General features: G+C 26.6%; 21 protein-coding genes and 1 pseudogene. 5 read left to right on the forward strand and 17 right to left on the reverse strand.

The genetic code is table 11. The features are described from left to right. Positions 1-19: 19 nt before the first annotated feature. The 9 genes and pseudogenes from BN6774_RS10765 to BN6774_RS10805 all read right to left on the reverse strand — a co-directional run bounded on the left by BN6774_RS10765 (position 20) and on the right by BN6774_RS10805 (position 14,899). Positions 20-2,080 carry a DUF262 domain-containing protein gene (locus tag BN6774_RS10765; RefSeq protein WP_066893472.1) on the reverse strand — a complete coding sequence of 687 codons (2,061 nt, stop codon included), beginning with the start codon at positions 2,078-2,080 and terminating at the stop codon, positions 20-22. 147 nt (positions 2,081-2,227) lie between these two features. After that, positions 2,228-3,013, reverse strand: coding sequence for an SHOCT domain-containing protein (locus BN6774_RS10770; RefSeq protein ID WP_159426831.1), 786 nt, complete (start codon positions 3,011-3,013; stop codon positions 2,228-2,230). 38 nt (positions 3,014-3,051) lie between these two features. Next, a complete protein-coding gene (pglX, locus tag BN6774_RS10775; protein WP_066893476.1) occupies positions 3,052-6,705 on the reverse strand; it encodes a BREX-1 system adenine-specific DNA-methyltransferase PglX in 3,654 nt (1,217 codons plus the stop codon). A 94-nt stretch (positions 6,706-6,799) separates the two neighbouring features. Then, positions 6,800-10,447, reverse strand: a complete 3,648-nt coding sequence (brxC, locus tag BN6774_RS10780) for a BREX system P-loop protein BrxC (protein ID WP_066893479.1) — start codon at positions 10,445-10,447, stop codon at positions 6,800-6,802. Positions 10,448-10,465: 18 nt separating this feature from the next. Continuing rightward, the gene (locus BN6774_RS10785) at positions 10,466-11,044 is read right to left on the reverse strand and encodes a DUF1788 domain-containing protein (protein WP_066893481.1); all 579 of its coding nucleotides are present in this window, start codon (positions 11,042-11,044) and stop codon (positions 10,466-10,468) included. A 16-nt stretch (positions 11,045-11,060) separates the two neighbouring features. After that, on the reverse strand, positions 11,061-11,657 hold the full coding sequence (locus BN6774_RS10790) for a DUF1819 family protein (protein WP_066893483.1): 597 nt from the start codon (positions 11,655-11,657) through the stop codon (positions 11,061-11,063). Between the two features lie 271 nt (positions 11,658-11,928). Then, positions 11,929-12,236: pseudogene (locus BN6774_RS10795) on the reverse strand (phosphoribosyl-ATP pyrophosphohydrolase). Positions 12,237-12,980: 744 nt separating this feature from the next. After that, complete coding sequence (locus tag BN6774_RS10800; protein ID WP_235829608.1) at positions 12,981-13,550, reverse strand: hypothetical protein; 570 nt, start codon at positions 13,548-13,550, stop codon at positions 12,981-12,983. 200 nt (positions 13,551-13,750) lie between these two features. Then, entirely contained in the window at positions 13,751-14,899 is a 1,149-nt protein-coding gene (locus BN6774_RS10805) for a DEAD/DEAH box helicase (RefSeq protein WP_328586427.1), read from the reverse strand. A gap of 138 nt (positions 14,900-15,037) precedes the next feature. On the opposite strand from BN6774_RS10805, the gene BN6774_RS10810 reads away from it, so the two are divergent. Next, positions 15,038-15,250: a DUF362 domain-containing protein gene (locus BN6774_RS10810; RefSeq protein WP_066893487.1), complete on the forward strand. Its 213-nt coding sequence runs from the start codon at positions 15,038-15,040 to the stop codon at positions 15,248-15,250. Continuing rightward, on the forward strand, positions 15,250-15,828 hold the full coding sequence (locus BN6774_RS10815; protein ID WP_066893489.1) for a 4Fe-4S binding protein: 579 nt from the start codon (positions 15,250-15,252) through the stop codon (positions 15,826-15,828). The genes BN6774_RS10810 and BN6774_RS10815 overlap by 1 nt, the downstream gene beginning before the upstream one ends. A gap of 61 nt (positions 15,829-15,889) precedes the next feature. On the opposite strand, the gene BN6774_RS10820 is transcribed toward BN6774_RS10815, so the two are convergent. From BN6774_RS10820 to hypB, 8 genes are all read right to left on the reverse strand, one after another. Further along, complete coding sequence (locus BN6774_RS10820; protein ID WP_066893490.1) at positions 15,890-16,216, reverse strand: DUF1904 family protein; 327 nt, start codon at positions 16,214-16,216, stop codon at positions 15,890-15,892. A gap of 76 nt (positions 16,217-16,292) precedes the next feature. After that, complete coding sequence (locus tag BN6774_RS10825; RefSeq protein WP_066893491.1) at positions 16,293-17,027, reverse strand: energy-coupling factor ABC transporter ATP-binding protein; 735 nt, start codon at positions 17,025-17,027, stop codon at positions 16,293-16,295. Positions 17,028-17,035: 8 nt separating this feature from the next. After that, the gene (cbiQ, locus tag BN6774_RS10830) at positions 17,036-17,836 is read right to left on the reverse strand and encodes a cobalt ECF transporter T component CbiQ (RefSeq protein ID WP_066893492.1); all 801 of its coding nucleotides are present in this window, start codon (positions 17,834-17,836) and stop codon (positions 17,036-17,038) included. Next, positions 17,833-18,834, reverse strand: a complete 1,002-nt coding sequence (locus tag BN6774_RS10835) for an energy-coupling factor ABC transporter permease (protein ID WP_066893493.1) — start codon at positions 18,832-18,834, stop codon at positions 17,833-17,835. Before BN6774_RS10835 ends, cbiQ begins: the two co-directional genes overlap by 4 nt. Before the next feature lie 83 nt (positions 18,835-18,917). Continuing rightward, positions 18,918-19,898, reverse strand: a complete 981-nt coding sequence (locus BN6774_RS10840) for a DUF5692 family protein (RefSeq protein ID WP_066893494.1) — start codon at positions 19,896-19,898, stop codon at positions 18,918-18,920. A gap of 30 nt (positions 19,899-19,928) precedes the next feature. After that, positions 19,929-20,270 (reverse strand): hydrogenase maturation nickel metallochaperone HypA/HybF, encoded by a 342-nt coding sequence (locus tag BN6774_RS10845; protein WP_066893495.1) that lies wholly within the window; start codon positions 20,268-20,270, stop codon positions 19,929-19,931. Between the two features lie 39 nt (positions 20,271-20,309). Further along, complete coding sequence (locus BN6774_RS10850; protein ID WP_066893496.1) at positions 20,310-22,988, reverse strand: FAD-dependent oxidoreductase; 2,679 nt, start codon at positions 22,986-22,988, stop codon at positions 20,310-20,312. A gap of 24 nt (positions 22,989-23,012) precedes the next feature. Next, a complete protein-coding gene (hypB, locus tag BN6774_RS10855) occupies positions 23,013-23,684 on the reverse strand; it encodes a hydrogenase nickel incorporation protein HypB (RefSeq protein WP_066893497.1) in 672 nt (223 codons plus the stop codon). A 265-nt stretch (positions 23,685-23,949) separates the two neighbouring features. Here hypB and BN6774_RS10860 point away from each other — a divergent pair, with 265 nt between their 5' ends. The 3 genes from BN6774_RS10860 to asrB all read left to right on the forward strand — a co-directional run bounded on the left by BN6774_RS10860 (position 23,950) and on the right by asrB (position 26,671). Continuing rightward, the gene (locus BN6774_RS10860) at positions 23,950-24,654 is read left to right on the forward strand and encodes a FadR/GntR family transcriptional regulator (protein WP_066893498.1); all 705 of its coding nucleotides are present in this window, start codon (positions 23,950-23,952) and stop codon (positions 24,652-24,654) included. A gap of 189 nt (positions 24,655-24,843) precedes the next feature. After that, entirely contained in the window at positions 24,844-25,875 is a 1,032-nt protein-coding gene (gene asrA / locus BN6774_RS10865) for an anaerobic sulfite reductase subunit AsrA (protein WP_066893503.1), read from the forward strand. A 1-nt stretch (position 25,876) separates the two neighbouring features. Then, a complete protein-coding gene (asrB, locus tag BN6774_RS10870; protein ID WP_066893505.1) occupies positions 25,877-26,671 on the forward strand; it encodes an anaerobic sulfite reductase subunit AsrB in 795 nt (264 codons plus the stop codon). Positions 26,672-26,680: the final 9 nt, after the last annotated feature.

The raw sequence follows: 26,680 nt of genomic DNA on the forward strand, positions 1-26,680 counted from the left end.
CTTTATAATAATCATTTGTTTATTTAATGCCAAATAATAATTCACTATAATCTATTCCATATTCATCAAAAATAATTCTTAAGGTTTGAAGCTTTGCTTCTGTACTTAAGTTTTTTTCTATATAAACATTGTTTCCTATTTTATATGATCGTCTAATTGAATCTTCTTCTGTAGAAAATCTTTTATTTAAATAATCTTGATCAAATTCTTTTTTAGTTAATCTTATAAACGGTATTGGATTTATCTCATATAAAATAGAGCAAATATTTTCATATAAATCAGTCCAATTTTTAACTTTTATAATTTCTTCTTTAAATATAAATTTTTCAACCTTTGCATTTGTAAAATCATCTTCATCTTCTAAGCTAAATATATTATTATTTTCATCTTCAATAGAGTAATTACTTGTAGGATATCTCCATATATTAGATGCTATTTCATATAATTTATTTGCTCTTTCTATTATTTTCTCTTCATTCCATTCATCTATTTCGCTTAAATATTTATTTAACTTTAATCTACTATCTTTAAACCCTTTTTCCATATCCCTTTTTTCAATAAAAGATTTATTGCTTAAACTTGAATTATAACCTGTTAAAGTTAAATTACCTATAGTTCCAATATATTTTGCATAAACTTCATTATATCCTTCACCCAAAGCATTTTTCCATGATAATGTTAGAGTTTGAGGCATTATATGTTCAATACTTAACTTTTTCTCATTAATTAAATTTTCTATATCTACTTTTTCATTATTATCATAATTTTCTAATTGCTCTAATAAATAAATCTTATTTTTACTTTTCCAGCTATACACATCACATTCTAAAAATTTCAATTTAAATTCATCTTCACTAGGAAATCTTTGAGATGACTTTTTATTAGTTAAAATATATTTGAATATTTCTAAATAGTTTTCTTTATAATTCTCAATTCTTTTAATTTCTTTACTTAAATTCATAAAGACTTTGTTTAATGCATTTGTAGGTGCCTTACATATTATTCTTCTAAAAATATATGATTCTATTATTTTTAGTACTTCTACTAACTCTTCTTCATTAATTTCATTATTTTTATAATCATCAAAAACTTCTAATAAAAATGGATATGATACTGTAACCTCTAATTTATTAATATTTTTAATTATTATATCTGCATCTTTCATGCCAGTGTTACTTGTTATAAGCGATTTATAATATGTAGAAAATTTCAACATATCTTTTAGACAAACTTCTATATCTATATCATTGTCTTCAATATATTTTTTGAAGCTAACATATATTTTGTTAATATTAGGAATTTTATTTTCCTTCATAGTTAAATAATCTCTTATAAATTGAGTTACTAAATAATTAGTATTTTTCTCTACCTTATTCCAATAATTATTGTAAAGTTCCTCTTGTTTTTTAGAAGGCTTATTCATTAAAATAAAGTTTCTTACCTTATCTGCATCAGTCAAGTCTAATCCTGTTGAATTAAGACTTTCAAAGATAAGTTGTGGATCATCTTCACCATTTTTCAGTTCAATTTCTACTATCATTAATCTTTCAACAACAGAGTAAAGTTCATCAATAGTAATCTCTCCTAAAATTATTCTTTCATAAAAATAATTATAATTCAAAGTTATATTAGATTCTTCTATTAACTCATCTTTACTAAATAGTTTTTCAAATGCGTTTCTATCTTCCTTTATTGGTTTTAACTTTATTTTACACTCTTCATTAGAATATTGATTTATTAAATACTGATTTAGTATCTTTTCTTTAATTATACTATCTGATTTTAATCTTCCGCTTTCTATTAAATTATATATAGCAAGTAAAAGTAATGATATTGTAGTAATTCTTTGTTGTCCATCTATAATTAAGTATTCTCTACTTCTTGCACTATCATTATATATAGAAACTATAGTTCCAAAGAAGTGAGTCTTATAGTTATTCTTAATCATACTAACTAAATCATCATAAAGTTGCTTACATTGTTCCTTTTTCCAATCATAATTCCTCTGATAAACTGGTATAACAAAATTCGTATCAGAAGACTCTAAAAACCTTATTAAATATTTTTCATTTGCCTTCATAAAACCTCTCCCTAAAATAAACTATTATAAAGCAATGACTAAAACCACAAGGTTCTAGCCATTACATAATAATTAAAAACCATATCTTTTTTTAATAAATTTATTAACCAAAAATATATAACTAATGGTTATTTATATTAAATATTACTACAATCCTAAAATTTCTTTCTTTTTTAATTCAAACTCCTCTTTAGTTATTATATTATTATCTCTTAACTCCGCTAACTTTTGTAAATATTCAATATCATTTATATTATTTTTCTCTTTAATATTACAACTTTCAAAATTTTTATTATCTCTATTTTCTATTTTATTTAATATTAACTCTTTAATTTTTTTAAATTCTTCTGCTTCTTTAGCATTAAAAACAATAGTATTTTCATCATAAAAAGCATCCATATGCGAATCTTTAAACATATCCATTATTCCTTTTTTCGCAGATTCAACCGCTCCTAATATAGAAAATTGTATATAGCCATCAGACGTAACATTATGCTCCCACAATTGAACTGCTGTTATAGATGATAATAAAATTTCCTTATCTCCAACATTTCCATGTATAGATAAAAATTTATTAGGGCGTCTAATTACTATTTTATTTTCTAACAAATCCAAAATACCATATTTCCCTTGAGCTCTTGCTATTATTCCCTTTGGTAAATTTGATTGTTCTATTAAATTTATCATTTTTTTAACATCTTCATAGTTTCTTTTCTGGTAAACAAATTGATATCTTGAAATTTTTTTATCTTTTATACACTCAATATTTAAATTACCACCTAAAATTTTATTAAATTTATTCTTTGTTATTATTATCTTATCTAAATCTAAATCATAAATATCAACCTTTTCTTTGAATATTTTTGTAATAATACTCATTTTTCTATTGTTTATTTCTACGTTTCCACCACTCATTATTATTTTTAAATTCATTATATCCATTCTATTCAATTCCCTTTTTATTTAATAAGTTATATCTTTGCTAGTAAATTCAATTTTACTTCTTTATCTTTTGAGTTAATTACTTTAATATCTTGGAATTTAGCATAGTTTACTTTTACTCCATCATCTAAATCAATAAATATTTTTTCATTTGCTAAGTGAGCTACCACCTGATCGTATTCTTTACATTCTTCTATTTGCTTTGTAATTCTATCTATCTTTTTCTTAGCCGCAGTTCTATCTTTTGCAGTATACTCTTCTGAATCTACTATTAATTGAAGTCTATTAATTTCTGCTTCGTATTTTCTTTGTAATGTATGCAGATAATCAGTTCTAACTTTAGCAACTGTTTGATCATTGTATCTATGCATATATATTAAACACTTAAATCCATCATTTTTACCTGAATCGAACATCCAATAAATAGGTCTCTTTTGATAAACTTTTAAATGATCTTTGTAGAAATCTTTAATAAAGTATCTTCTAATTGCCTGTCTAGCAGTTTCAGATGACTTTCTTCCTATAGAATCAACAATAAAATCTAAATTCTCTTCTAATGTATCATTACCATAAACAACTCTTACAAAATCAATAAATCTTGAAACTATATCATCTACAAAATATTCATCTTCTGTAATAGGAATAATATTATCAATATCAGGTGAAAATCTACTATTAATCCATGAATCAGATATTATATTACCCACTTGATCCTTCTCTACTTTTCTAACCTTTGTAGTAGTTACTTTTTCATCTTCATGCTGTTCACTACTTAATAACCACTTCTCTCTCCAGTATCCACCAGCATAGATAAGTCCTTCTACATCAATAGAATATCTCCCAAACATACATCCAACAAAATAAGAAATAAATGACTTAATATCTCTTTCTCTTTCTGCCTTTCTGATAGTAATCTCTTTCTCATTAACCTTTTCACATAATTCTGTTTGTAATCCATATATATTTATAAAAATTTTATTTAATTCTTCTTCATTATTTTTTAACTCTTCAAAATTTGCATTACACTGTATACTCCAATTCCTAAATATATCATCTAATTTATAACTTTTTCCTTTATCTAAACCTTCTAATAACGGGTGTATACTAAACTCCCAAGAATTTTCAAAATTATTCCAATCATTTTTAGATAAGTTGATACATCTATCAACTAAGTCACCAATTCTATAATTATTAAATATATCTTTTATTGGTAAATTACAAATTTGACCTACTTCAAAATTTAATGTTTTACTCATTGAAGATAACATTAAAATATTCGTATTACTATTTAAAAAACCTAGTAAATTTTTAATATAATTAGTCTCTGTAAATATAGAGCATCCAGCAACATCAAATATAAATCCATCTGGAATAAATCTAACCGAAAAACCTCCGCTTGTCACTTTAGACCAAGTTAGACATTTATTAAAATAAAACTGAACGTTCTGAGGTCTTGACCTAAGTTTACCCTTATCATTCTTAAAGTTCTTTATTTCATATCCATCATTTTCCCACATAACAATATATTCGTTATTACCAAACCATTTCCTATATTCTCCACCCTTATTGTATGGAGCCCATTTACATTTGCTATTAATAAATTCTATACTGTTTTTAGCATTAAATACTATCTTATCGATCTCAACCTCATTCCATCTTCTTAAAAATCTATCATTTTCACCAGTTGCTAATCCTTGTTTAGGATTTGCAATTTCTTCTAACATTTTTGATTTATCAAATATATCAGTTATATTTTTACTAATCCAATATGCAATAGGCATTCCTGGAATCTTTCTATATTCCTTTTGATCTGTAATATATCTATTTTTCTCATTAAAAAACTCTACTTTTTTCTCATCTTTTCTGCTAAAACAAAAATCTGATAATTTAATTGCACTCATTTTTTTACTAGGTTTACAATTTTTATTAACCCATGCAACTATTGGATTATGACCTACTTTACCTTCAAACAATTCTGTTCCAAAATCAACCAAAGATTCAAATTCTAGATTTTCAATAATATATTTCCTTATATTTTCAAAACTTTTAAGATACATCCATGATGTAGTTGTTATAAAAGATATATATCCATTAGCCTTACATAAGTCTTTTATTGCTTTTTCATAAAAAATCATTGAAAAATCCGATTTACTTTGTGGATAATTATCATTTACATACCTAGATAATTTTTCACTCATTCTAGAACTATTTAAATATGGTGGATTAGTTACAACTATATCATATTTATTTGTCATTGCTATTGCTTGATTAACTAATGGGACTAATAACATTTTTACTTGATTTACTTTATCTAATGAAATTAAATCTAAATCCGGATTATTAATTATAGATTTTATTGTGTTGTTTAAATTATCAAAATCTATATTTTTCAAATTTATAATACTTCCATATTCTTTAGCATCCTGATAAATATTAATTAAGTATTCTATATCAGATCTTATATGTTCATTTTTATTTGAAACAAAATCTATTAAAGATTCATCTATTTTATTGCTTTCCTTTATACTATATAATTTAGTTTCTATTTTTTCTCTTAAAATTCTTCTATTATATTTTCTTGCTCTCATTATAACAGCAAAATTTGCTATCTGACTTGCTCTATCATCAATATCAAGTCCGTATAAATTATTACTTAATATTAATTTCGTTGCTTGTCGTTCACTATATCCATATGCTTCATAGACTTCCATCAACAAATCAAAAGCGCAAACTAAAATATGACCTGATCCCATTGCTGGATCAATTATTTTAATTTCTTCTATATTTATTAACTTTTTACTTTCCTCTTTTTCTTGCTTAATAAAATAATCCCATTTAGAAGTTATTTTTTCTCCTTTTTCAGAGTTACTATAAATAAGATTTCCTAATGAATTTTCTATCATATACTCTACTACCCAATCTGGTGTAAATATTTGAGTTGCTGCTGGTAATAATTCTTTAGGTATTTTATTTCTTTGCATAGTACCATCATAAACTAATTCATTATTTTCTGTATTATAATATTGATACATCCATCCTATTATTTCAACTTCTTCTTTCCAATCTTCCTCTTCAATATCTTCAACCATTTTTCTTATAACAGAACCATCTTCTAATAAATTATCAGGTAATAAAAGTTCTGTATAATCGCTTATTTTTTCAAACATTTGAGGTATTATCTTACCTAGTTCATTACATTGTTTAACTAAAATAATTCTATATGCTTTTTCTCTATCTAAAGTATCTCCTGTATCTAATAAATCATATATTTCATTAGCTTTAGTATTTAAATCTAATTCATCTATAACTTCAGATATCTTAGTTAATACATCAGGTTCTTTTTTTTCTTCAATTTCTGATGAAAGTATTCTAATTCCTGATGGAAGATAATCATTAACTTCCATATATCTAAGCCCCATAAATCTATTAAACCAAGTATAAGCTACTTCTTCCATTACTTGCTCAAAGCCTTTTTCTTTTACTTGATTTACCAATGCATCTCTATCACTTTTAGGTAGTGCAAATATTTCATCCTTACTTTCTAATTTAAACCCACCTTGTACTACTATTGCTTCTTCAATTTTATCTTCAAATATCCCTATTCTATTAGCCTTTTGACTTACCTGTGCAATTAAATTTCTTCTTGCCCATATAGCAAAGGATTTTATTTTATTTTTATCCATTTTAATCTCCTTCTTTTAATTGTTAGCGGTTAGTAAGTAGTATTTTATATCATAACTACTCACTACCTACTAAATACTTACTACCTATTTTTAACTAAACTAAACTAATAATAGTATCTTTTTTTAGTTCTTCTTTAAGCTTCGCTCTCAAACTCTCTAATACAGCATCAATATCTTCTTCATTTTTTATAACTCTTTGTCCTTTAACTAATTCTCTCATACTTAAAGTTTTAGTTTTTATTACAACTTTTGGTTCTAATTTAACTGTATCTGCCTTATATTCTTTGTCAGTACCTTCACTTACTGCTGTTTCTTCAGATTTCCTTTTATCTTCTATTTCTTTTTCTTTTATTCTTCTTAAATTTTCATCTTCTGTAACTATTTCGTTTATTAATCTAACTTTCAGCTTTTCTGCTAGATCTGACATTGATGAAAGAACTACAAAACTATTTGCTGATTCTGTTCTATTCGTTAAGTTTCCAAACTCTTCAATTATTCTATTTATATATTTATCTTTAAAATCATAAAGTTCTACGGTTTCAATAACTTGATTTTTACAAGTTTGAATAAATGCTAAAACTGGTATACTTTCTTCTTCTAGTAAAGATAAAATTTTATTATTATACTTCTCTATAAGTAGAGGGATTGTAGGTATTTTACTATATGGCGTTGACATTCTTAAAATATTCTTTATTTCTTCAATTATTTCTTTTATCTCATCATTTACTATATATTCTTTATTCTCATCATAGTTTTTTAAGGTCTCTATTGCATTATCAAATATTTGTCTTTGTTCTCCTTTTGAGTTAGTATCAATAACACCATTTTCTTTTTTAAAGAAGAACCCTTTAATATTGTCAATTTTATCTACATAATCTAAGAAATCCTCTTCTAAATCATATACAGTTTTGAAGAATTCTAAGGTATCTTTTATATCTACGATTTTACTAAATAACTTTTTACCTTCTTTAAGTGTATCTTCACCTGGATATTTATTTATTATAGTAAAGTTATTTAACATTAATTCAATTTTATAAAGTTCAGTTCTACTATACTCTTTAAAAATACTCATCATTCCATCTTCATCACTAGGCATTGATGAGAATCCAAATAAATCTTTATTTAAGTCCTTTAAAGCATCTATATATTTAGTAGCAACTTTTTCTCTGTTTTTTAATATTACTCTATCTACATAATCTTTCTTTGTAATATAATTTACTATTTCTTTATTATTAGGAGCTAACACTTCATTATTTAATACTACCTTTATATCTTGTTTCTTAAATAAAACAACTATAATAGCCTGTATATCAATTTCCTTCCATCCATATGGAGCATTAGAAAATTTATTTAAAACACTTTTAACTGTAACTTGTAGATTTCTTGATGTACTTATTTCTATATGATTTTTTATTTCATCTACAGCAAGTCTATTTGGATCATTATCTACTAAAGACATTTGATTTAATTTAGTTTCCATAATATCAAATAAATCCTTAGTATTATCTTTAAATTCTTTTACATAATTTAATTTATTATATTTTGAATCTACTAAAGCTCTTAAACCTTCGTTAATTCTATCTACACCTGATTTTTCTTTTATATCAAGTAAACTTCCATTTACATAAACTTCCGCACTTCTTAAAGCTTCTTCGATTAAGAATTTTGCTCTTTTTATTCTATCTTCTCTTTCTCTACCTTTTTTACTTTTTATATCTTCAATTGCAGTAGTAGATTTTGCTCCACCTTTTAATCTTAAGTAGGCATCTATCTTTAATGCATTTTCTATTTCTTCTAAATAATTAACATCCTTAGCTATATTAACAATTACATTATTTTCTCTAATTGATAATTGTTTTAATTCACCTTGAGATGTTCCCCCTATTAAATCAAAGTTTGCAGTTACTACTTTAACTCCAATTTCATTATTTTGAGGACCTCTAGTTCTATCATCAATTATTTTATTAAAAGTAAACATGTACTTTCTTGAATAGTTAAATTTAGATTCTCCGTATATATCATCAAAAATTATTTCCCCGACTTTTTGTATTACCTCACCATTATCTACAGTCATATTTTTAATTTCTTTATTTACATCTTGCTCATCATTTGTAAGAAATATATATTCATCACCATTTTTTTGAACTAAAGTTTCTCTGATTAATTTCTTTAATGATTCATTGACTTTGTCTTTTAATTCTTTTTGTGATGCATCTATATTATCTACCAATAAAGTTGCTAAGTTATTTATATTTGCAGTAATTTCTTTAACGTATTTTACTAAGAATAATAATTTTAATACTTCTATATCAAACTCATCTAATCTATCATTTTTCTCTGCATTAATAATAACTGATCTAATTGATGAATCTAGGAATGTTTCTATTGTTTTATAGAACGCTGAAAAAGGAACTAATATATTAGATTCACTATCCATATAATCTATAGCAACTTGTTGATAGGCTCCTAAAAGTGATCTTTCTCCCTTAGATAAACTCTTACCTGATGCTCCATGTTCTCTTACTCCATTAAATGCTGATTGAAGTAAATTAAATTGATATGGTATAAATGGATATACATCTGCAAAATCTTCAGCATTTTTATATAATTTCATTTCAGCTGTATCTGATGTAAATGTTAAAAGATTCTTTATTATAGATTCCTTTTGTTCATATAATGCTTTTAAATGACTTGTAGCACCTTCTGTTTTTCTAAGTATACGCTTCTTTATAACTTCATCAACATTAGCAGATGATAGAGATAATCTTGTATCAAATCTACCTTGAATTTTAGAGAAATCGCTTCCTTTTACAACTGCAAATTCATCTAAACCTTCTTGAGATGTTACTATAACAAAACACTTACCACCACAAGCAGTACCTAAATCTTCTACTACTGTTTGTAAGTTAAGCATTAGATCTCTACTGTCTCCAATATATTGTCCAATTTCATCTACTAAGAAAATAACATGATGATTTTTTCCTTTTGAATCACAATATTCTTTCACTCTATTTGCAAATTTTTCTATACTAAGTGAATAGTTATCTTGACATTTTTCATACCAATTTTTTGCTGCTTCTTCACTCATTTTTGTTGTTTTAGATAATGTTTCAATAATAGCATCCTCTTCATAATAAAAATCTTCTCTAGCTTCTATCCATGAATTTCCTGAAACCTCTTCAAAAACAGATTTGAAGTTATCATAAACTCCATCTTTAACCATTTGTCTTTCTAAATCAGCAATCCAAGGCATTGAACCACAAAATCCTTGCATTTCATTAAATACTTTATTAAATACATTTACTATTGCATCTTTATTGCTCTTACTATCTGAATCTGATTTAGAATCTATATTAAATAGGATAACATCACTAGATACATCTCCTGCTTGCTTCATATTTGCTAATATAAAACTATCTAACCCCTTATCATCAAAGTAATTAATAGCATTTTTACCTTCAATACTTCTGTTTTCTAAAAGATAAGAAAGAATCTTTAAAAAGTGAGATTTACCACTTCCAAAGAATCCAGATATCCATACGGCATTTTTATCAGTATTACCTATTATTCCAGCCTTATATGCTTCAAAAAATCTATCTATATGTTTGTTTAATTCACCTGTTACAACATATTCTTCTAATTCTTGCTTTATATTTTCATCATCTGCTTGCCCAACCTTAATAACCCCTTTAATATCTCTATCAATAGGTTTATAAAACATTGATTTTAGTTTAATATCCATTATAGTTCCCCCTAGTCATTATTTATCAATTAATTGAAATGCTCTATAGTAATTATCATCTTTTAAATAATTAAATAACATAAGTGATCCACCATCATAATTTCCTGGAAAGAACATTACGAGTGGTTGTTTTTCAACAATTCTATGAAGATTATTTAAAATTGTGTGTGATCTAATTATAGGCCATGCTTTACCTACTCCTGTTAAAAATACAATATCACTACAATCTAATTTATCTTTAATATATTGAACTACTAAATCATTATCTAATGTAAGTCTTAAAGCTTTTTTAGTAGCAGTAAATACTTGTTCACTACCTCTTTTTTCTTCTATTTGAAAATTCTTTTGAAGATATCCTTTAGAATTTAAAAGTTCTAAAATGATTTCATAAAGATCAAATTCCATTATATTTAATCCATAAGCATTCTTAGCTTTTTCTTTTATAAATTTAATTCTATCTCTAACTAATAACTCTTCTTCTGGATTATAATCAAAAACATAAAATCCAATTTCGTTACCTAATCCCTTATTTTGTCTAAAGTTAGGCTCAACTATTTTAGGTAATATTTGATCAATTCTTTCATATATACTTTTCATTTTTATCACCTACCATCTAATCTACTATTCCTAAAATCGCGTTAATATACACTTTATCGCCAATTCTATATAGATATTCTTTAACATCACTATCTATAATAGGTAATTTTATTTCCTTATCACCTTTTTGATTTGAAATAAGACCACTTTCAAAAAGTATTCTTATGTATACTTGCTTTAATTTCTTAAACGTATATTCCGACCAAGATGCAACCTTTTCACTTTGTTCTCTTTTACTTTGAAAAAACACACCAAAATCTTTATCTCTTATGTATAAATCCTTTAATAATATTTTTTCCTTATATACCTCATTAATAAATTCAAAAAATAATCTATCATTCTTTATTATTAAATATAAAACCAATACTTTTGATGTTTCTATATTTCCATTTTCAATTTTATCTAAAATATATGGGTTTATATCTTTTAATCTTGTTGTTATTATTGATGCAATTTCAACTTTTCTAGTTTCACTTTCTAATTGAAATATATTTTCTTCTAAAGATAATCTTTTAATATCACTTAGGCTAAATCCTTTATTTATAAAGGTTATAGCCTTTTTAGTTTCTTTGTATAAATAAGGTCTTGATTTTATAGTAGACTTATATTTCATTTCAAAACTCTCCTTTATGGTCCACTTTTTCTCTTTAGAATTATACCACAATACATCCTTTTTTATTTATATTTATTAACTATTTTTTATTATTTTTATTCTAAGCTTAATTATAACATTATTTTATTTTCATTAAATAAATTCGACATTTATTCTTATCTATCGACATTAACTAAGTTTCATTGCATACAAAATAAAAGTGTTATCATATTCTTTTATACTAACACTTTTACTCAAAATCTTTTCATTATTTTAATACTATTCCTATAACTTAACGTACACTCTTTAATACTATTCCTTCTTTAAATTCACCCCTGGCTTTTAATTTTTCATTTCTTTTATTTAGTAAATCTTCTTCACTATAGCCTAGTTCATTTGCTAGACAAAATAAAACTTCCATTACGTCAGCTAATTCTTCTAGATTTTTATCTTCTAAGTATTCATTTACCTCTTCTAATAGTTTCTTTTCTAATAAATCTTGTTTTTATTTTCTTGTACTATTTCTATTTCACATTTTTTATTATCAGCTTCTATTATTGCTGGTATTTTATCTCTTACTAATTTGTTATAACCTTTCATTTTTTTCTACTATTATTTCTCTTTTAAGTTATATTTTATTATTAATCTGGATCCTCTTTCTTTTGGAGGAGATTCTAATATTTCATCGTAGGTATAATTATAATACATCTCATAGCATCACATACTGTTGGTATTCTATTTTCTAAATTAAGATTTTTATGTAATTATCCTGAAATTAAAGGTATTTCTTTTTCTCCATTTTCTTTGGCTTTTTTTAAAATATTTCTTCACTTCTGAACCACCTATTTTTATTATTTTCTATTTAATTATTTAATTTTACTTTTTTCGAATTAATTTTTAAATTATTTTTATTGCGTTTATATTTATCTGTTCTAAATGAATCATTATTAAGGTAGATTATAATGATTTATAATATCTCTTTCTATTTTGTCGTAATTATTTGTTATAAGAAAATATAATTCAATATCTTTATTTTCTTTAACTGAATTTAGGACTAATTTATTAATTTTAAAATTTGTTGATTGCCACCAGAAAAGCATTTAAACATCAAATAATTAAAGCTTTACAATTAAAAGCTATAAAGTTTAAACAGCTCAAAGCCTCTTATATAAAGAACTTGAGCTGTTATAATTCTTAGTATTCTTTTTTATTAAACCACATGTTTTAATTTAACATACCATATATAGCTTACAAAATATCTTTTAATTTATAATAATTATATACTTTATTACCTACTAACTAAATTTTCACCACTATAACTATCTATTTGAGAAATAATTTTTTCTAAATAATATTTTTTGATGAATCATTTGCGAACCATACATTAGATTGTCCAAATCCATATGAAGGTGAGTTCTTTTTGCCAGTTCTAGGAACATACCATAAGGTTCTTCTAGCTCTTAAATTAACTGGTAATAATACACAATCCTTAGCCTTAGCATAGATATTATAATATTGCTCATAACCATTTTCAAACTTCATAGTATTGTAATTTCTAAAAACTGTTGCATTATTATACCATCCAACTATTGACGTGAAATCACTATAATCAGATTTCGCACACCAAATTACTAAAACATCGTCAACTGACTCCTCACTACTAATTAAATTGCTGTTATTAATTTTTTCAATGTGGAGTTGGTTAGAGTCTTTTCTATTAGTTGATTTTGTTTCTACAAATCCTAGACAATACATATCATCTTCTCCAATAATATTAATAGGGTCAAAATTATACTCTTCATGAGCCTTATTATTTTCCTCTACCCATTTCCCACCATTTATTGGTTTATCTTCTTCATTAATACCTCTATAATTTTTCATCCAAGCAATATTGCAAAATAATATTTTCCTCATAAATTCTATTCTCCTTATCTATTAACTTGTAGCTAATCTTCAATTAAACTACTTCTTTATATTTTTTATCTATTTTATTAGTATTTATATAATACTTTACACTTTTATTTATTATTAAAGTTTTTAATAATATTATAATTAAAATATAAATAAAAAGCTTATGTCACTTCATTGTTAATGACAAAAGCCTTTTAAAATTTTTATTCTTCTATATTTCCCTTATAAAGATGCTTTTCTTTAATATTAATTTTAAAGTTTTTTTCGTGAGACTTGATTATTTTCTCTTCTCTTTCATCAACTATAGAAAATACATCTCCAGTTTCTCCTGCCCTTCCAACTCTTCCTGCTCTATGTAAATAATCATTAGGATCTTCAGGTATATCTAAATTAATAACATGAGTTACGCCCTTTATATCTAATCCCCTTGCTGCTACATCTGAAGCAATTAATACTTTAATATTACCTTTTCTGAAGTCTTCTAAGGCTTTTTTTCTATCTTCCATTTTGTTATTGCCACCAATAGCCGCTACCTTTATCTTACTAGCTGTTAAGTTTTCAATAGCAGTATTTGTAGTGTAAACATCATTATTAAATACTAAAACTCTTTCTGCATTTGTTGCATATATAAGCTTTCTTAAAGTTTCAATTTTCTTTCTGCTATCAGTTTTTATATAATTATGATTTATATTTTCATTAACCTTATTATTTTTAACAGAAATAACATTTATGTTTTCTTTTAAAGTCTTAGCTATGTCTAAGGTTTTACTATTTAAAGTAGCTGAAAACATCATAACTTGTGTTTGCTTTTGAGTTGATTTTATTATGTTTTTTATAACAGGAAGATTGTTTTTATCTAAAAGCTTATCTACCTCATCAATTATAATAGTTTTTATAGTATGAGCTGAAACCTTCTTTTTACCTATTAACTCTAATATTCTTCCAGCAGAACCAACTATAATATGAGGTTTTGCTTTTAAGGCATCTATTTGTCTTTTTATATTTGCACTTCCTATTAATGATGTAGAAGTAATATCTAAAGTTCCTGCTTTTTTTAATTCATTAATAGTATTATTTATTTGAATAGCTAACTCATGAGTTGGAGCTAATATTATACATTGCATTTCCTTTTTAGTTGTATCGATTTTTTCTATTGTAGGTAAAAGATAAGCTAATGTTTTACCTGTACCTGTTTCAGATTGTCCAATTAAATTTTCTCCATTAACAGCTAAAGGAATAATTTTCTCTTGTATATCAGTTGGCTCTGTTATCTCCATAGCTTTTAAACCACTGATAATTTTTTCATTTATTTTAAGATCTTCAAATTTCATTTGTGTATCTACCTCTTTCACTTAACTAATGCTTATTCAACTTTATCAGTAGTAGGAAGCTTTGTCAAAGTATTTGTATGTTTGTGATTTTGTTACAGTTAAATCTTTAAATCTATAATAGAATAATCTATGAAATCTTATGATATTAGGGGGATTATAATGGATAAACAAATAATTAGAAGAACGGCTTATGTTGTTACAAAGTATTGTGTGGCATGTGGAGTATGTCAAAAAACTTGTCCTTTTGGAGCAATTTCTGTATATAAAGGAATTTATGCAGATGTTAATCTTAATAAATGTGTAGGATGTTCTAAATGTGCAAAAGTTTGCCCTGCATCAGTTATTGAAATAAAAGAAGAGGTAACACAATAATGAAGAAAAATAAGAAAAAGAATTGGTACGATTATCTTTGGATTGCAACTATTCTATATTTTACATTAGGATTATTTAATATATTATTTGCTTGGCTTGGGTTACTTTGTTTTTCTATACCGTTAATAATAAGTTTAACTAAAAAGGATAAGGCTTATTGCAATATATACTGTGGACGAGGGCAACTCTTAGAAATTGTAGGTTCTAAATTTTCAAGAAATAAGTCGATTCCTAAATTTTTAAAAACAAAGTGGTTTAGATATGGATTTTTAATATTCTTTTTAGCTATGTTTGTTAATATGCTATATATTACTAAACTAGTATTTAGTGGTACTACTGAATTAAAAGAAGTTATAACTCTTATGTGGACTTTTAAATTACCTTGGAATTTTACTGATTTAACTAATGTTACTCCATGGGTTGCTCAATTTGCTTTTGGATTTTATAGTATGATGCTTACCTCTACAATATTAGGCTTTATTACTATGTTTTTATATAAACCTAAATCTTGGTGTGTTTATTGTCCTATGGGAACTATGACCCAAGGTATATGCATTATAAAAGATAAAATTAAATAGACATATATAAAAGCCTATACTATAACATTTAAAGTAATAATATAGGCTTAATTTATTTTATTTAAAAATGTTCTCCATTTTCATAGTACTTACTTTCGTCTAGAACAAAAAATATAACATCTAAACTAGTATATCCTACTGAATTAACGTATTTAGTAATTACTTTTGCTGCTTTATCTTGTATTTCTTGACCTCTATCAAACCATGAGACCTCTACTATAGGCTCACCTTTAACAATTTTTCCATCTCTTACATATTCAGCTTTATCAACTGATAGACTAAAGTAATCTCTTGGACATTGAATAAGCTCTTGTAATTCATCTATTAATTCTTTGCTTATTGTACAAACATCCTTAGTTTCTATAGCTTTAAATCTTAACATTGGCATTTTAAAGCCCTCCCCTTATATTTAATTTCAAAATTATTATACCATAATAAGAATTTTTATAAAATTATGATAACTTTTATTTTCTTTGAAAACATAGAGGAAGCTCTAAATTATTAGCTTCAAGTAATTCTTTATCCATCAGAATCTCTCTTGTATTGCCGTCTTTAATAATTTTTCCATCTGCTATAAGAATTGTACGATTGCAGGTATCTAAAATCATATCTAAATCGTGGGATGCAATAATTTTAAGATGCTGAAACTCATTTAATATATTAATTAAATTCCTTCTATTCCTTGGATCTAATGCAATTGAAGGTTCGTCCATTAAAATAATATTAGGTTTCATAGAGAATATTGTTGCTATTGCTACAAGTTTCTTTTCTCCTCCAGAAAGTTTATAAGTCTTTTTATTTTTAAGCCCTTCAATATGGACCATACTTAAAGCATTTTCTACCCTACTTTTAACTTCCTCTTCTAATAATCCATAATTACGAGGTCCAAAGGCAATATCATCATAAACATTTGACATAAATAATTGATTATCAGAATCTTGAAATACATACCCAATATTTTCTCTAATCTTATTTAGGTTTTTCTTATTTAATATAGTATTACCTATGTTTATTTTGCCTTCATAATTTAAATCTAACCCTACTAATAGCTTTAATAAAGTTGATTTTCCTACTCCGTTTGCTCCAATTATTCCTATAGCTTCATTTTCTTTAGCATTAAAATTAATATTATTAAGTATTTTATTATTCTTTTCATAAGAAAAAGTTAAATTTTCTACATTTATATGAATATCACTCATATTTCCTCCTAAATAAATGCTTCTCCTATACTCTGCAATAATACTGAAAATCTAATTGTAATAAGTATAACTAACCATATAATTAAATACATAAAATCTTTTTTGTTGTATTTATTTTCATTATAATAATAAAACTTTCCAGAGTATCCTCGTAAACACATACTTGCATATATGTTACTTGCTTTATCCATACTTCTAAGTAATAATTGTCCAACAAGAGGCCCCCATGCTTTATAGTTTATACCTTTTTGCCTTGGAGCACGCAAACTATATGCATCTGTAATTTTGCTTATTTCTTTAAGTAATACTGTTATGTATCTATAAATAAACATAACCTCTACTATAAATATATATGGTATATGAAGTTTATACATAGCATAACATATTTTTTCCATTGTAGTAGTAGCTATTAATAAATAGGATGCTAATAAAGTTAAAGTTCCTTTTAAAATTAAATTTATCATAGAAACTGTACCCTTAGTAATTATAATTTTATTTATATTTAACATTACTTCTTTATCAAAGAATAGGTTTAATATTCCCATAAAAAATATAAAGGGTAATGCTAGGCTTATTCTCTTTAAAGCTTCTTTTAATGATATATCTGTCATAATAAACATAATTATTGGATATACACTCATCCCTATAATAATTGCTATATTGTACTTATCAATTGTTATAATTAAAGAAATATAAAAAATTGTTAAAAGTAGCTTTATTAAAGGATTAATTTTATTTATCCAACAGTTTTTATTAGCTAAATCATCTATATCGTAAATTTTATAAAGTATTTTATCTATCTTATTCATTTTACTAAATCTCTTCTAAAGAATTTAATAAAGTAACATCCTCCTATACAAATACCAGTAACTACTAGACTACCAACTATTCCTGATAAAGATGTTCCAAGTATTGATTCTGAATCTTTAAAGCTATAATCTGGTAAAACTGCAATATTTTCTTGTGTTTCTTTAAACTTATCATAAACTGCACCCTCCGAATCTATTTCAGCAGAAGCTGTAATTTTTTCAATAGACCATTCTAATCCATCTGGATACTCAGAAGCTAAAAGTGAAAGTCCTCCTCCAATTAAAAGTGTTATTACTGAGAATATTATAATAAGCTTTTTGAAAGATAATTTACTTACTTTTTCTTCATTATTTACTCCTATTCCCCAAAGCAATTCTGGTTTTGTTTCATATATAAAGCATAGTATGGCAGCTGTTATACCTCCTTCTACAAGACCAATAGCTAAATGTATTGGTTGCATAAATGAGATAAAAGTTAAAAATGGTAAATCAGTAATTCCGGAACTTAATGTTTCTATAGCAACAGAAAAGGCCCCAATTTGAAGTGTTATTATAGATCCAATTATTGAGGCTAATATAATTTTCTTCTTGGATACTCCTTTTTTCATTATAGGTTTCCATATAAGTAAAGCTCCAATAAAACATCCATAAAAGGCTATATTCCATATATTGCATCCAAGAGCCATTATTCCTCCATCAGCAAACATTAAACATTGTATAGTTAAAACCCCTATCATTGTAATAAATCCTGAAAAGGGTCCTAATAAAGCAGATAGTAAAAGTCCACCACAAAGATGTCCTGAAGATCCTGTTCCTGGAACTGTAAAATTAATCATTTGAGTTGCAAATACAAAAGCTCCCATAACTCCCATTACAGGAATTTTTTTATCTTCATCTTCATTTTTTATTTTTTTTATAGAATAACCTGCAGCTACTATAGAGCCTCCATACATTAATCCAGCCACTGTGGGATTAACAAGGGCATCCGCCATATGCATAAAAAAACCTCCCTTTTTATAAAGTAAATTTTAAAATAAAAGGATATCCATTTTAAATCCTATAGATATCCTTATAAAAATAATTATTCAGCTAAAGCTTTAACTTCTTTATATTTATTTAAATCTACATAAAGTTCACTTGTATATGGATTACGTTTTGTTTTTCTAGCTTTATAAATCATATATACAAATACAGCAACATTGAATAATAGTGCTACTAAACTAAATATAAATAAATAACTTTCGTTATAAGTTGATGAAACCGCAAATTTCCCCTTATCTATAAATGCTGGGAAAGTTTGTGCAAACATACACCAAAATGCTAATGTATGAGCACGATGTTGAAGCCATGCTCCTTTTCCTATAGTAAATGCACATACTGTAGGTGCTAGTAATAATGCAAAACCACAATACCATGCATGTCCTGGTAAAGCATTATAAGTATAAGCAAAGTTCCATAAATCGTAAGCTATAATCCAAAACCATAACATATCAGGCCAAAGCATATCTTGGCTTTTATCTTTGCTAGTCTTTTTACGAATACATATTCCAAGCCATCCAGTAAGTGTAATAATATTTAAAATACCTGCAAGTGCATTCATATAATTCCATGATCCACCGATAACTCTCATAGATCCATCTGCAAGAATTCCACCTCCAGCATATTGAATCCCAACTTGTATATCTCTAACAACTGCTTCTAAAATATTAATTGCAAGAATTAATGGTGGAAAGCAAAGTGCTATTTTGTTATCAGCTAATCTCCATTCTCTTCCTGTTTTTTTATTTTTACCATGTAAATATCTAATACACCAAAAGCCAATACATCCTGCTATTGCTGAATATACCTTAGCTAAGTGGAACCAATCTGTATAGGTAGTATCCTTTAATACAGTAATCCATAGTATAGAGAGAACAGTAGGTAATACAACAAAGGATAAAAAGCCACCAATTTTAGAACGTCTTGATACCTCATTTAATACAAATAAAAGTGAAAATACTAAAATCCAAACAAGCCACACAGAAATGAAGGAAGCACCTCCATCATAATTAAAACTAAACATAAAATTACCTCCATTTATTATTTAAATATTTTAATAACAAGCAATTTCCTTTATATAGAATTCTTTTCCACTTAATATTTCACATTTTTCACTCTTACAATTGGGGCATATTCCTTTATTTGAAACTATATTAAATACCTTATTACACTCCTTGCACAGTGCATTGGCTGGCAATATTTCAATCTTCAATTCAGAACCTTCTAATATAGTACCTTCAATTGAAGCAGGATAAAGATTTTTCATATATTTAGGAATCATTGAAGAGAGTTCTCCAATTTGCAAAACTAAAGTTTCTATTTTTTGTACATTATTTATCTTTGCAAATTTTTCTACACTCTTAACAACTTCAATTAAAACTCCTATTTCATGCATATAAACTCTCCTCTATAAAAACTTATAAATTATAATTTATTAATCTTTTTTAAATATATTTATGGCTTTTTTAATTGCTATTTTTCCTTTACGTTTAAGAACTTGCTTCATTATTACAGGTTTTAAATCTTCAAAAGCAACTCCTTCACCATCATATTTTCTAACTAGCTTTATAGCATCGAATTTACACTTAGTTACACATGCTCCACATCCTACACATAAAAACTCATCTGCTTCAGTAGCACCGCAGCTAAGACAACGCTCTGTTTCCTTTTTCATTTGCTCTTCTGTTAATGTTCCTCTTAAATCTAAGAAACTACCTTTTACATTTTTACTATTAACATGATTTGGTTTTTGTCTTGGTAAATTATCATACCCTTCAAGATTAATATTTTGCTTATCAAATGCATGATATTCTTTTCTATCACGTCCAATAATTAAACTTTGTCCAGGTTGAACATAACGATGAATAGAGGTTGCACCTTCTTTTCCTTGAGCAATTGCATCAATAGCAAACCTTGGTCCTGTAAATGAATCACCACCAGCAAATACATCAGCTTCTCCAGTTTGGTAAGTGAAATAGTCTGCTTTTATAGTATTATTAGGATTAAGCTCTATACTACTATTTTTAATTAAATCTCCCCAATTAATAGCTTGACCAATAGAAAGTAATACTGTGTCTGCTTTTACTACTATTACATTTTCTTCATCATATGCAGGATTGAATTTTCCATTTTTATCAAAAACAGATATACATTTTTTAAATTCTACTCCAATAACTTTATTATCTTCTATAATAATTTTTTTTGGTCCCCAAGAATTATTTATATCAATTCCTTCTTCTAAGGTTTCTTCAATTTCTTCATTAAGTGCTGGCATTTCATCTCTAGATTCAAGACAGAATATATCTACTTTTTCAGCCCCTACTCTTTCAGCAGTTCTTGCAACATCTATAGCAACATTACCACCACCTATAACAATTACTTTTCCTTTAAGCTTCACATCTTCTCCTAAATTAACTCTTCTTAAGAAATCAACTCCTGTAATTACTCCCTCAGCATTTTCTCCTTCAATTCCTAGTTTTCTTCCTGATTGAGCTCCAATTGCAATATAAAAAGCCTCATATCCTTCTTCTCTAAGCTCTTTTAAAGTTATATCTTTACCAACTTCAATTCCATTTTTAAATTCTACACCTAACTCTTTTAATATATCTATTTCTGCATTTACTACATTTTTTTCTAATCTAAAGGATGGAATACCAAGAGTTAACATACCACCAAGAGCTTTTTCTTTTTCAAATACTGTTACTTTATATCCTTCAATAGCTAAGAAAAATGCACATGAAAGTCCTGCTGGACCTGATCCTACAACTGCAATTTTTTTATTATAGTGATTTTTAATTCTAGGTACATATCGATTTTCTTTATTTAAATCTTGTTCTGCAATGAACTTTTTAATTTCATCTATAGCAATTGGATCATCTATATCTCCTCTTGTACATGCTGATTCACATTTTCTAGGACATATACGACCACATACTGCTGGAAATGGATTTTCATGTTTTATTAATTCAAGAGCTTCTTTGTATCTTCCTTGAGATGCTAATTTTATATATCCTTGAATAGCAATATGAGCTGGACATTCTGTTTTACAAGGACTTGTTCCACTTTCTACAACGTTTTCCCTATTAATTCTATAATTAGGATTCCATTTTTCTGGTCCCCATTCTGTATCACGAGGAGTTTCAATCTTTTTAATTTTAGGTGGTTTTATGGAACAAAGTTTTTGTCCTAATTTCAATGCATTAACTGGGCAATTTACAACACATTCTCCACAGGCTACACATTTTTCTTTATCTATACTAGATACATAATTAGAACGTACCATATCAACATTTTTAAACATTTCAGCTGTTCTTAAAGCAAGACAGGAGCATCCACAACAATTGCAAATTGCATGAGTTTTTCCTGATCCATCAAGATTTGGTATTTGATGCATTAAACCATTTTCTTCAGCTCTTTTAATTATTTCAAAAGCTTCTTCACGAGTAATTTGCCTACCTCTTCCTGTACGAATATAATACTCTGCAGCATGTCCCATTTGTATACACATGTCTTCAGCTAAATGACCACAGCCTTCCCCCATTACTTTTCTTGTTATACGACAAGAGCAGTCTGAAACCGTGAAAATATCATTATCATATAAATATTTAGAAACTTCTTCATAAGATGCCCTTCTAGTTTCTCCATCGATAGCTTTTTCTATAGGAATAACACGCATTAATCCTGTTCCTACTGGAAAGGCTCCTGTAGTCTTTGGACCTCTAACTCTTCCATAGGCTTCAAAGGCTTCAGCAATTTGCGGAAATTTGTTAACGTTTTCCTTATTGTTAACCATCATCTCCATAATTCCTGGAACCCAAGTATCATACCAATAGGTATCTACTCCATCAATTTTATTTACAAAACAAACACCAGCAACAGCTAACTCCCATAATAGCTTTTCTGTTTCTTCTACTGATTTGCCACATAAAGGTGCTAATTCTTTTGCATTAGTTTTTTGTCTTATATTCATGCAAAGTGCAACCTCTGCCATTTCTTCAGTAACAACAGGCTCTAAAATCATATATTCTGGGTCTTCAGGTTTTATTTCATTTTTAGTTCCTCTCTTTTTACGACTAATATGATTAGCAAGATCCAATACCTTTTCCTTTACCATTATTATCTCCCCTACTTTAATTTATTAATTCCCATTCCATTGTTTTTTTGATATACGAATCCAATCTGCAAATTTATCAATTCCTTCTCCAGTTTTTGCAGATATAGGGATAATTTCAACATTAGGATTTAATTTTTTTACTCTTTCAATACAAGCTTGTAAATCAAAATCAAAATAGTCAACAGTATCAATTTTATTAATTAATAAAAGATCTACAATTGAAAACATTAATGGATATTTTAATGGCTTATCATCGCCCTCTGGAACACTTAAAATCATTACATTTTTTGATGCACCTGTATCAAATTCTGCTGGACAAACTAAGTTTCCTACATTTTCTAATATTGCAACTTCAATATTTTCCTTTCCTAATCCCTCTAAACCTTGTTTAGTCATATCAGCATCTAAGTGACACATTCCCCCTGTGTGTAACTGAATAACTTTTACTCCAGTCTTAGAAATAGCATTAGCATCTACATCTGAATCTATATCTGCTTCCATTACTCCTATTTTAATTTCATCTTTTAAAGTATTTATTGTTTTTATAAGGGTTGTTGTCTTTCCTGAACCAGGTGATGACATTAAGTTTAATAATAAAATTTTATCTTTTTTCAGCTCTTTTCTAAGTAAGTCAGCTTGATGATCATTGTCTTCAAAAACACTTTGTTTAATTTGAAGAATTTTAAAACTATTCATACTTTCCCTCCATTATTAATTTTAATTACTTATTTATATGATTTCTCTTAGATGATTATTATAAAACTGGTTATACCAGTTTTATATTTTTGATAAAATTTTAACATATATCTTTATTGCAAGTCAATATATTACTTAATTTACAATGTTTATTAAATTTTTATTGTATTTTTTTACATTTTCTATTGATTTTGGATATATTATTTAATAAACTAATAATTGGTACTTGGTTATACCAGAATCAGTTTAAAGGGGTGATTATTATATGGAATTTACAAAATTAAACTCTCCCACTCTTAAAGAGTTATTTATTAAAGAATTAGAAACAATGATTTTATCTGGAAAACTTCCCATAGGTTCAAAACTTCCTTCAGAGAGAGAAATAGCTAAATCAATGCAAGTAAGTAGAGCTGTAGTTAATTCTGGAATTTCAGAGTTATCTAGAAAAGGTTTTTTAAATATAAAACCAAGGGTTGGTACCTTTGTAGCTGACTATCGTAGAAATGGTACTATGGAAACATTAATTTCTATTATGCAATATAATGGTGGTCGATTAAGAGATGCAGAAATTAGATCTATTCTAGAGCTTCGTATAGCATTAGATTCACTAGCTGTAGAGTTATGTATTCCAATTATTACTGATAAAGATATTAGTATCTTAAGAGGATATGTAAACAAAATGAAAGAAACCAATTCTGTTGAAGAAGCTTCTAAAATAGCATTTTGTTTTCAACATGAATTAGCCTTTTTATCTCGAAATACACTTATTCCACTAATTTTTTCATCTTTTAAGATTCCAATTTTATCTTTATGGGAACGTTTTTGTATATTATATGGTATAGATTCCTTAGTAAGTAATACTACACAATTATGTGACTATATAGAGAAAAGAGATATAAAAAAAGCTATTGAATGCTTAACGACAAGCATTAATGATACTATAAGTGGAAATAGACAAATATATTATTAAAATTATTTTACTATAATAGAGTCCATTTAACATTAGATAATTATAATCTTAGTTACATGGGCCTTTATTTTTTATATAGGTTTTTACTTATGATTAATATATGGTTTTTGTATTTCATTTATCCAAAAATTAGTTTTATAATTTAATCATAGATATTGTTAAAAACAAAACAATTTTTGGAGGTATTTTATGGGATATAATCTATCATTACAAGAAGTTAACGCTTTATTTCAAGACTTAAAAAAAGAATACAAGATTTATGCACCAAAGAGATTCAAGAAACAAGGTAGATACTCAGACACAGACATTATAAGATACGATGAAGTTTCTACTGTAGAAGAAATTGAATTTAAAGAAAAGTCAGACTATCCAGTAAAGGAGGTAATAACCCCTATTACTCAAACTCTTTATTATTTTACAGAGGATGAATTTAGAGAAAGTTCCATAGGTCATAACAAAAAGATATTAATTTTTGCTAGACCTTGTGATATTAATGCACAAAAAAGACAAGATATGATTTATCTTCACAATGGTAATTTTGAAGATACCTTCTATAAGAGAATAAGAGAACGTGTTAAATTTATATGTATTGAATGTACTGAAGGATTTGATACTTGCTTTTGTGTATCAATGAATAGTAATAAGACAGATGACTATTCTTTAGCAGTAAGATTTAACGAAACATCTTTACTTTTTGATGTTAAAGACAATGAATTTACTAAATACTTTAACAATAAAACAAAAGAAGAATTTGAATTAAAATTTATTGAAGAAAATGAAGCAAAGGTAGCAATTCCTGAAATTAATGATAAGGAAATATTAATAAAGCTTAAAAATCATCCAATGTGGGATGAATACAACAAAAGATGCCTTGGTTGCGGAAGTTGTACAATAGCTTGTAGTACATGTTCTTGCTATACTACGCGTGATATTGTATATGATCCTTTATGTAAAATTGGTGAAAGAAAAAGAATACAAGCATCTTGTCATGTAGATGGTTTTGATGAAATGGCTGGGGGGCATAATTTCAGAACAACTAAAGCAGATAAGATGAGATATAAAGTTCTCCATAAGATTCATGATTATAAAGCTCAATTTGGAGATGAGCATATGTGTGTTGGTTGTGGTAGATGTACTGATAGATGTCCTGAACATATTTCAATTACAGCTACAATAAACAAAGTAAATGATGCAGTAAAGGATATTATGGAGGGAAAGTAATATGGAAAACAATATATTAACACCTAAATCATATGAAATTATTAGTGTTACTCATGAAACTAATTTAGAATACACATTTAGAGTTGCAACGGATATAGTTCCTGAACACGGACAATTCTTACAATTATCTCTTCCTAAGATTGGTGAAGCTCCTATTTCCGTAAGCGGATTTGGACTAGGTTATATGGACTTTACAATTAGAGCTGTTGGAAAAGTTACTGATGAACTTTTCAAATTACAACCTGGAGATAAAATTTTCTTAAGAGGAGCATATGGCAAAGGTTGGCCAGTTGAAAAATTTAAAGATAAAAATTTAGTTATAGTTGCTGGTGGTACAGGAGTTGCCCCTGTAAGAAGTATGATTAATAAATTTTACCTTGAAGAAAATTATGTAAAATCCTTAAATTTAATTCTAGGTTTTAAAAATGTAGATGGTATATTATTTAAACCTGAGTTAGATAGATGGAAAGATAAATTTAATACAATATATACACTAGATAATGGAGAAAAAGAAGGCTGGGAACAAGGTCTTGTAACTAAACACTTATCAAAACTTCCTTTAAACTCTTTTGAAGATAACTATGAAGTTATTATAGTCGGTCCACCAATAATGATGCACTTTACAGCTCTTGAAATGCTAAAACTGGGTGTTTCTGAGGAAAAAATTTGGGTATCCTTTGAAAGAAAAATGTCTTGTGCCGTTGGTAAATGTGGACATTGCAGAATTGATGAAACTTATGTATGTTTAGAAGGCCCTGTATTTAACTATACTAAGGCTAAATCATTATTAGACTAGGAGGATATT

This window comes from Clostridium nigeriense (assembly GCF_900086595.1).
In the GTDB taxonomy this organism is placed as follows: domain Bacteria; phylum Bacillota; class Clostridia; order Clostridiales; family Clostridiaceae; genus Clostridium; species Clostridium nigeriense.

Excerpts from the sequence above, each read along its gene's own strand:
- BN6774_RS10785 (WP_066893481.1), bottom strand. The coding sequence starts at position 11,044 with ATGAAAAGTATATATGAAAGAATTGATCAAATATTACCTAAAATAGTT.
- BN6774_RS10840 (WP_066893494.1), bottom strand. The coding sequence starts at position 19,898 with ATGTTTAGTTTTAATTATGATGGAGGTGCTTCCTTCATTTCTGTGTGG.
- BN6774_RS10790 (WP_066893483.1), bottom strand. The coding sequence starts at position 11,657 with ATGAAATATAAGTCTACTATAAAATCAAGACCTTATTTATACAAAGAA.
- BN6774_RS10800 (WP_235829608.1), bottom strand. The coding sequence starts at position 13,550 with ATGAGGAAAATATTATTTTGCAATATTGCTTGGATGAAAAATTATAGA.
- BN6774_RS10850 (WP_066893496.1), bottom strand. The coding sequence starts at position 22,988 with ATGGTAAAGGAAAAGGTATTGGATCTTGCTAATCATATTAGTCGTAAA.
- BN6774_RS10815 (WP_066893489.1), top strand. The coding sequence starts at position 15,250 with ATGAAGAAAAATAAGAAAAAGAATTGGTACGATTATCTTTGGATTGCA.
- BN6774_RS10810 (WP_066893487.1), top strand. The coding sequence starts at position 15,038 with ATGGATAAACAAATAATTAGAAGAACGGCTTATGTTGTTACAAAGTAT.
- BN6774_RS10820 (WP_066893490.1), bottom strand. The coding sequence starts at position 16,216 with ATGCCAATGTTAAGATTTAAAGCTATAGAAACTAAGGATGTTTGTACA.
- brxC (WP_066893479.1), bottom strand. The coding sequence starts at position 10,447 with ATGGATATTAAACTAAAATCAATGTTTTATAAACCTATTGATAGAGAT.
- hypB (WP_066893497.1), bottom strand. The coding sequence starts at position 23,684 with ATGAATAGTTTTAAAATTCTTCAAATTAAACAAAGTGTTTTTGAAGAC.
- asrB (WP_066893505.1), top strand. The coding sequence starts at position 25,877 with ATGGAAAACAATATATTAACACCTAAATCATATGAAATTATTAGTGTT.
- BN6774_RS10845 (WP_066893495.1), bottom strand. The coding sequence starts at position 20,270 with ATGCATGAAATAGGAGTTTTAATTGAAGTTGTTAAGAGTGTAGAAAAA.
- BN6774_RS10825 (WP_066893491.1), bottom strand. The coding sequence starts at position 17,027 with ATGAGTGATATTCATATAAATGTAGAAAATTTAACTTTTTCTTATGAA.
- BN6774_RS10770 (WP_159426831.1), bottom strand. The coding sequence starts at position 3,013 with ATGAATTTAAAAATAATAATGAGTGGTGGAAACGTAGAAATAAACAAT.
- BN6774_RS10835 (WP_066893493.1), bottom strand. The coding sequence starts at position 18,834 with ATGCATATGGCGGATGCCCTTGTTAATCCCACAGTGGCTGGATTAATG.
- asrA (WP_066893503.1), top strand. The coding sequence starts at position 24,844 with ATGGGATATAATCTATCATTACAAGAAGTTAACGCTTTATTTCAAGAC.
- pglX (WP_066893476.1), bottom strand. The coding sequence starts at position 6,705 with ATGGATAAAAATAAAATAAAATCCTTTGCTATATGGGCAAGAAGAAAT.
- BN6774_RS10860 (WP_066893498.1), top strand. The coding sequence starts at position 23,950 with ATGGAATTTACAAAATTAAACTCTCCCACTCTTAAAGAGTTATTTATT.
- BN6774_RS10765 (WP_066893472.1), bottom strand. The coding sequence starts at position 2,080 with ATGAAGGCAAATGAAAAATATTTAATAAGGTTTTTAGAGTCTTCTGAT.
- cbiQ (WP_066893492.1), bottom strand. The coding sequence starts at position 17,836 with ATGAATAAGATAGATAAAATACTTTATAAAATTTACGATATAGATGAT.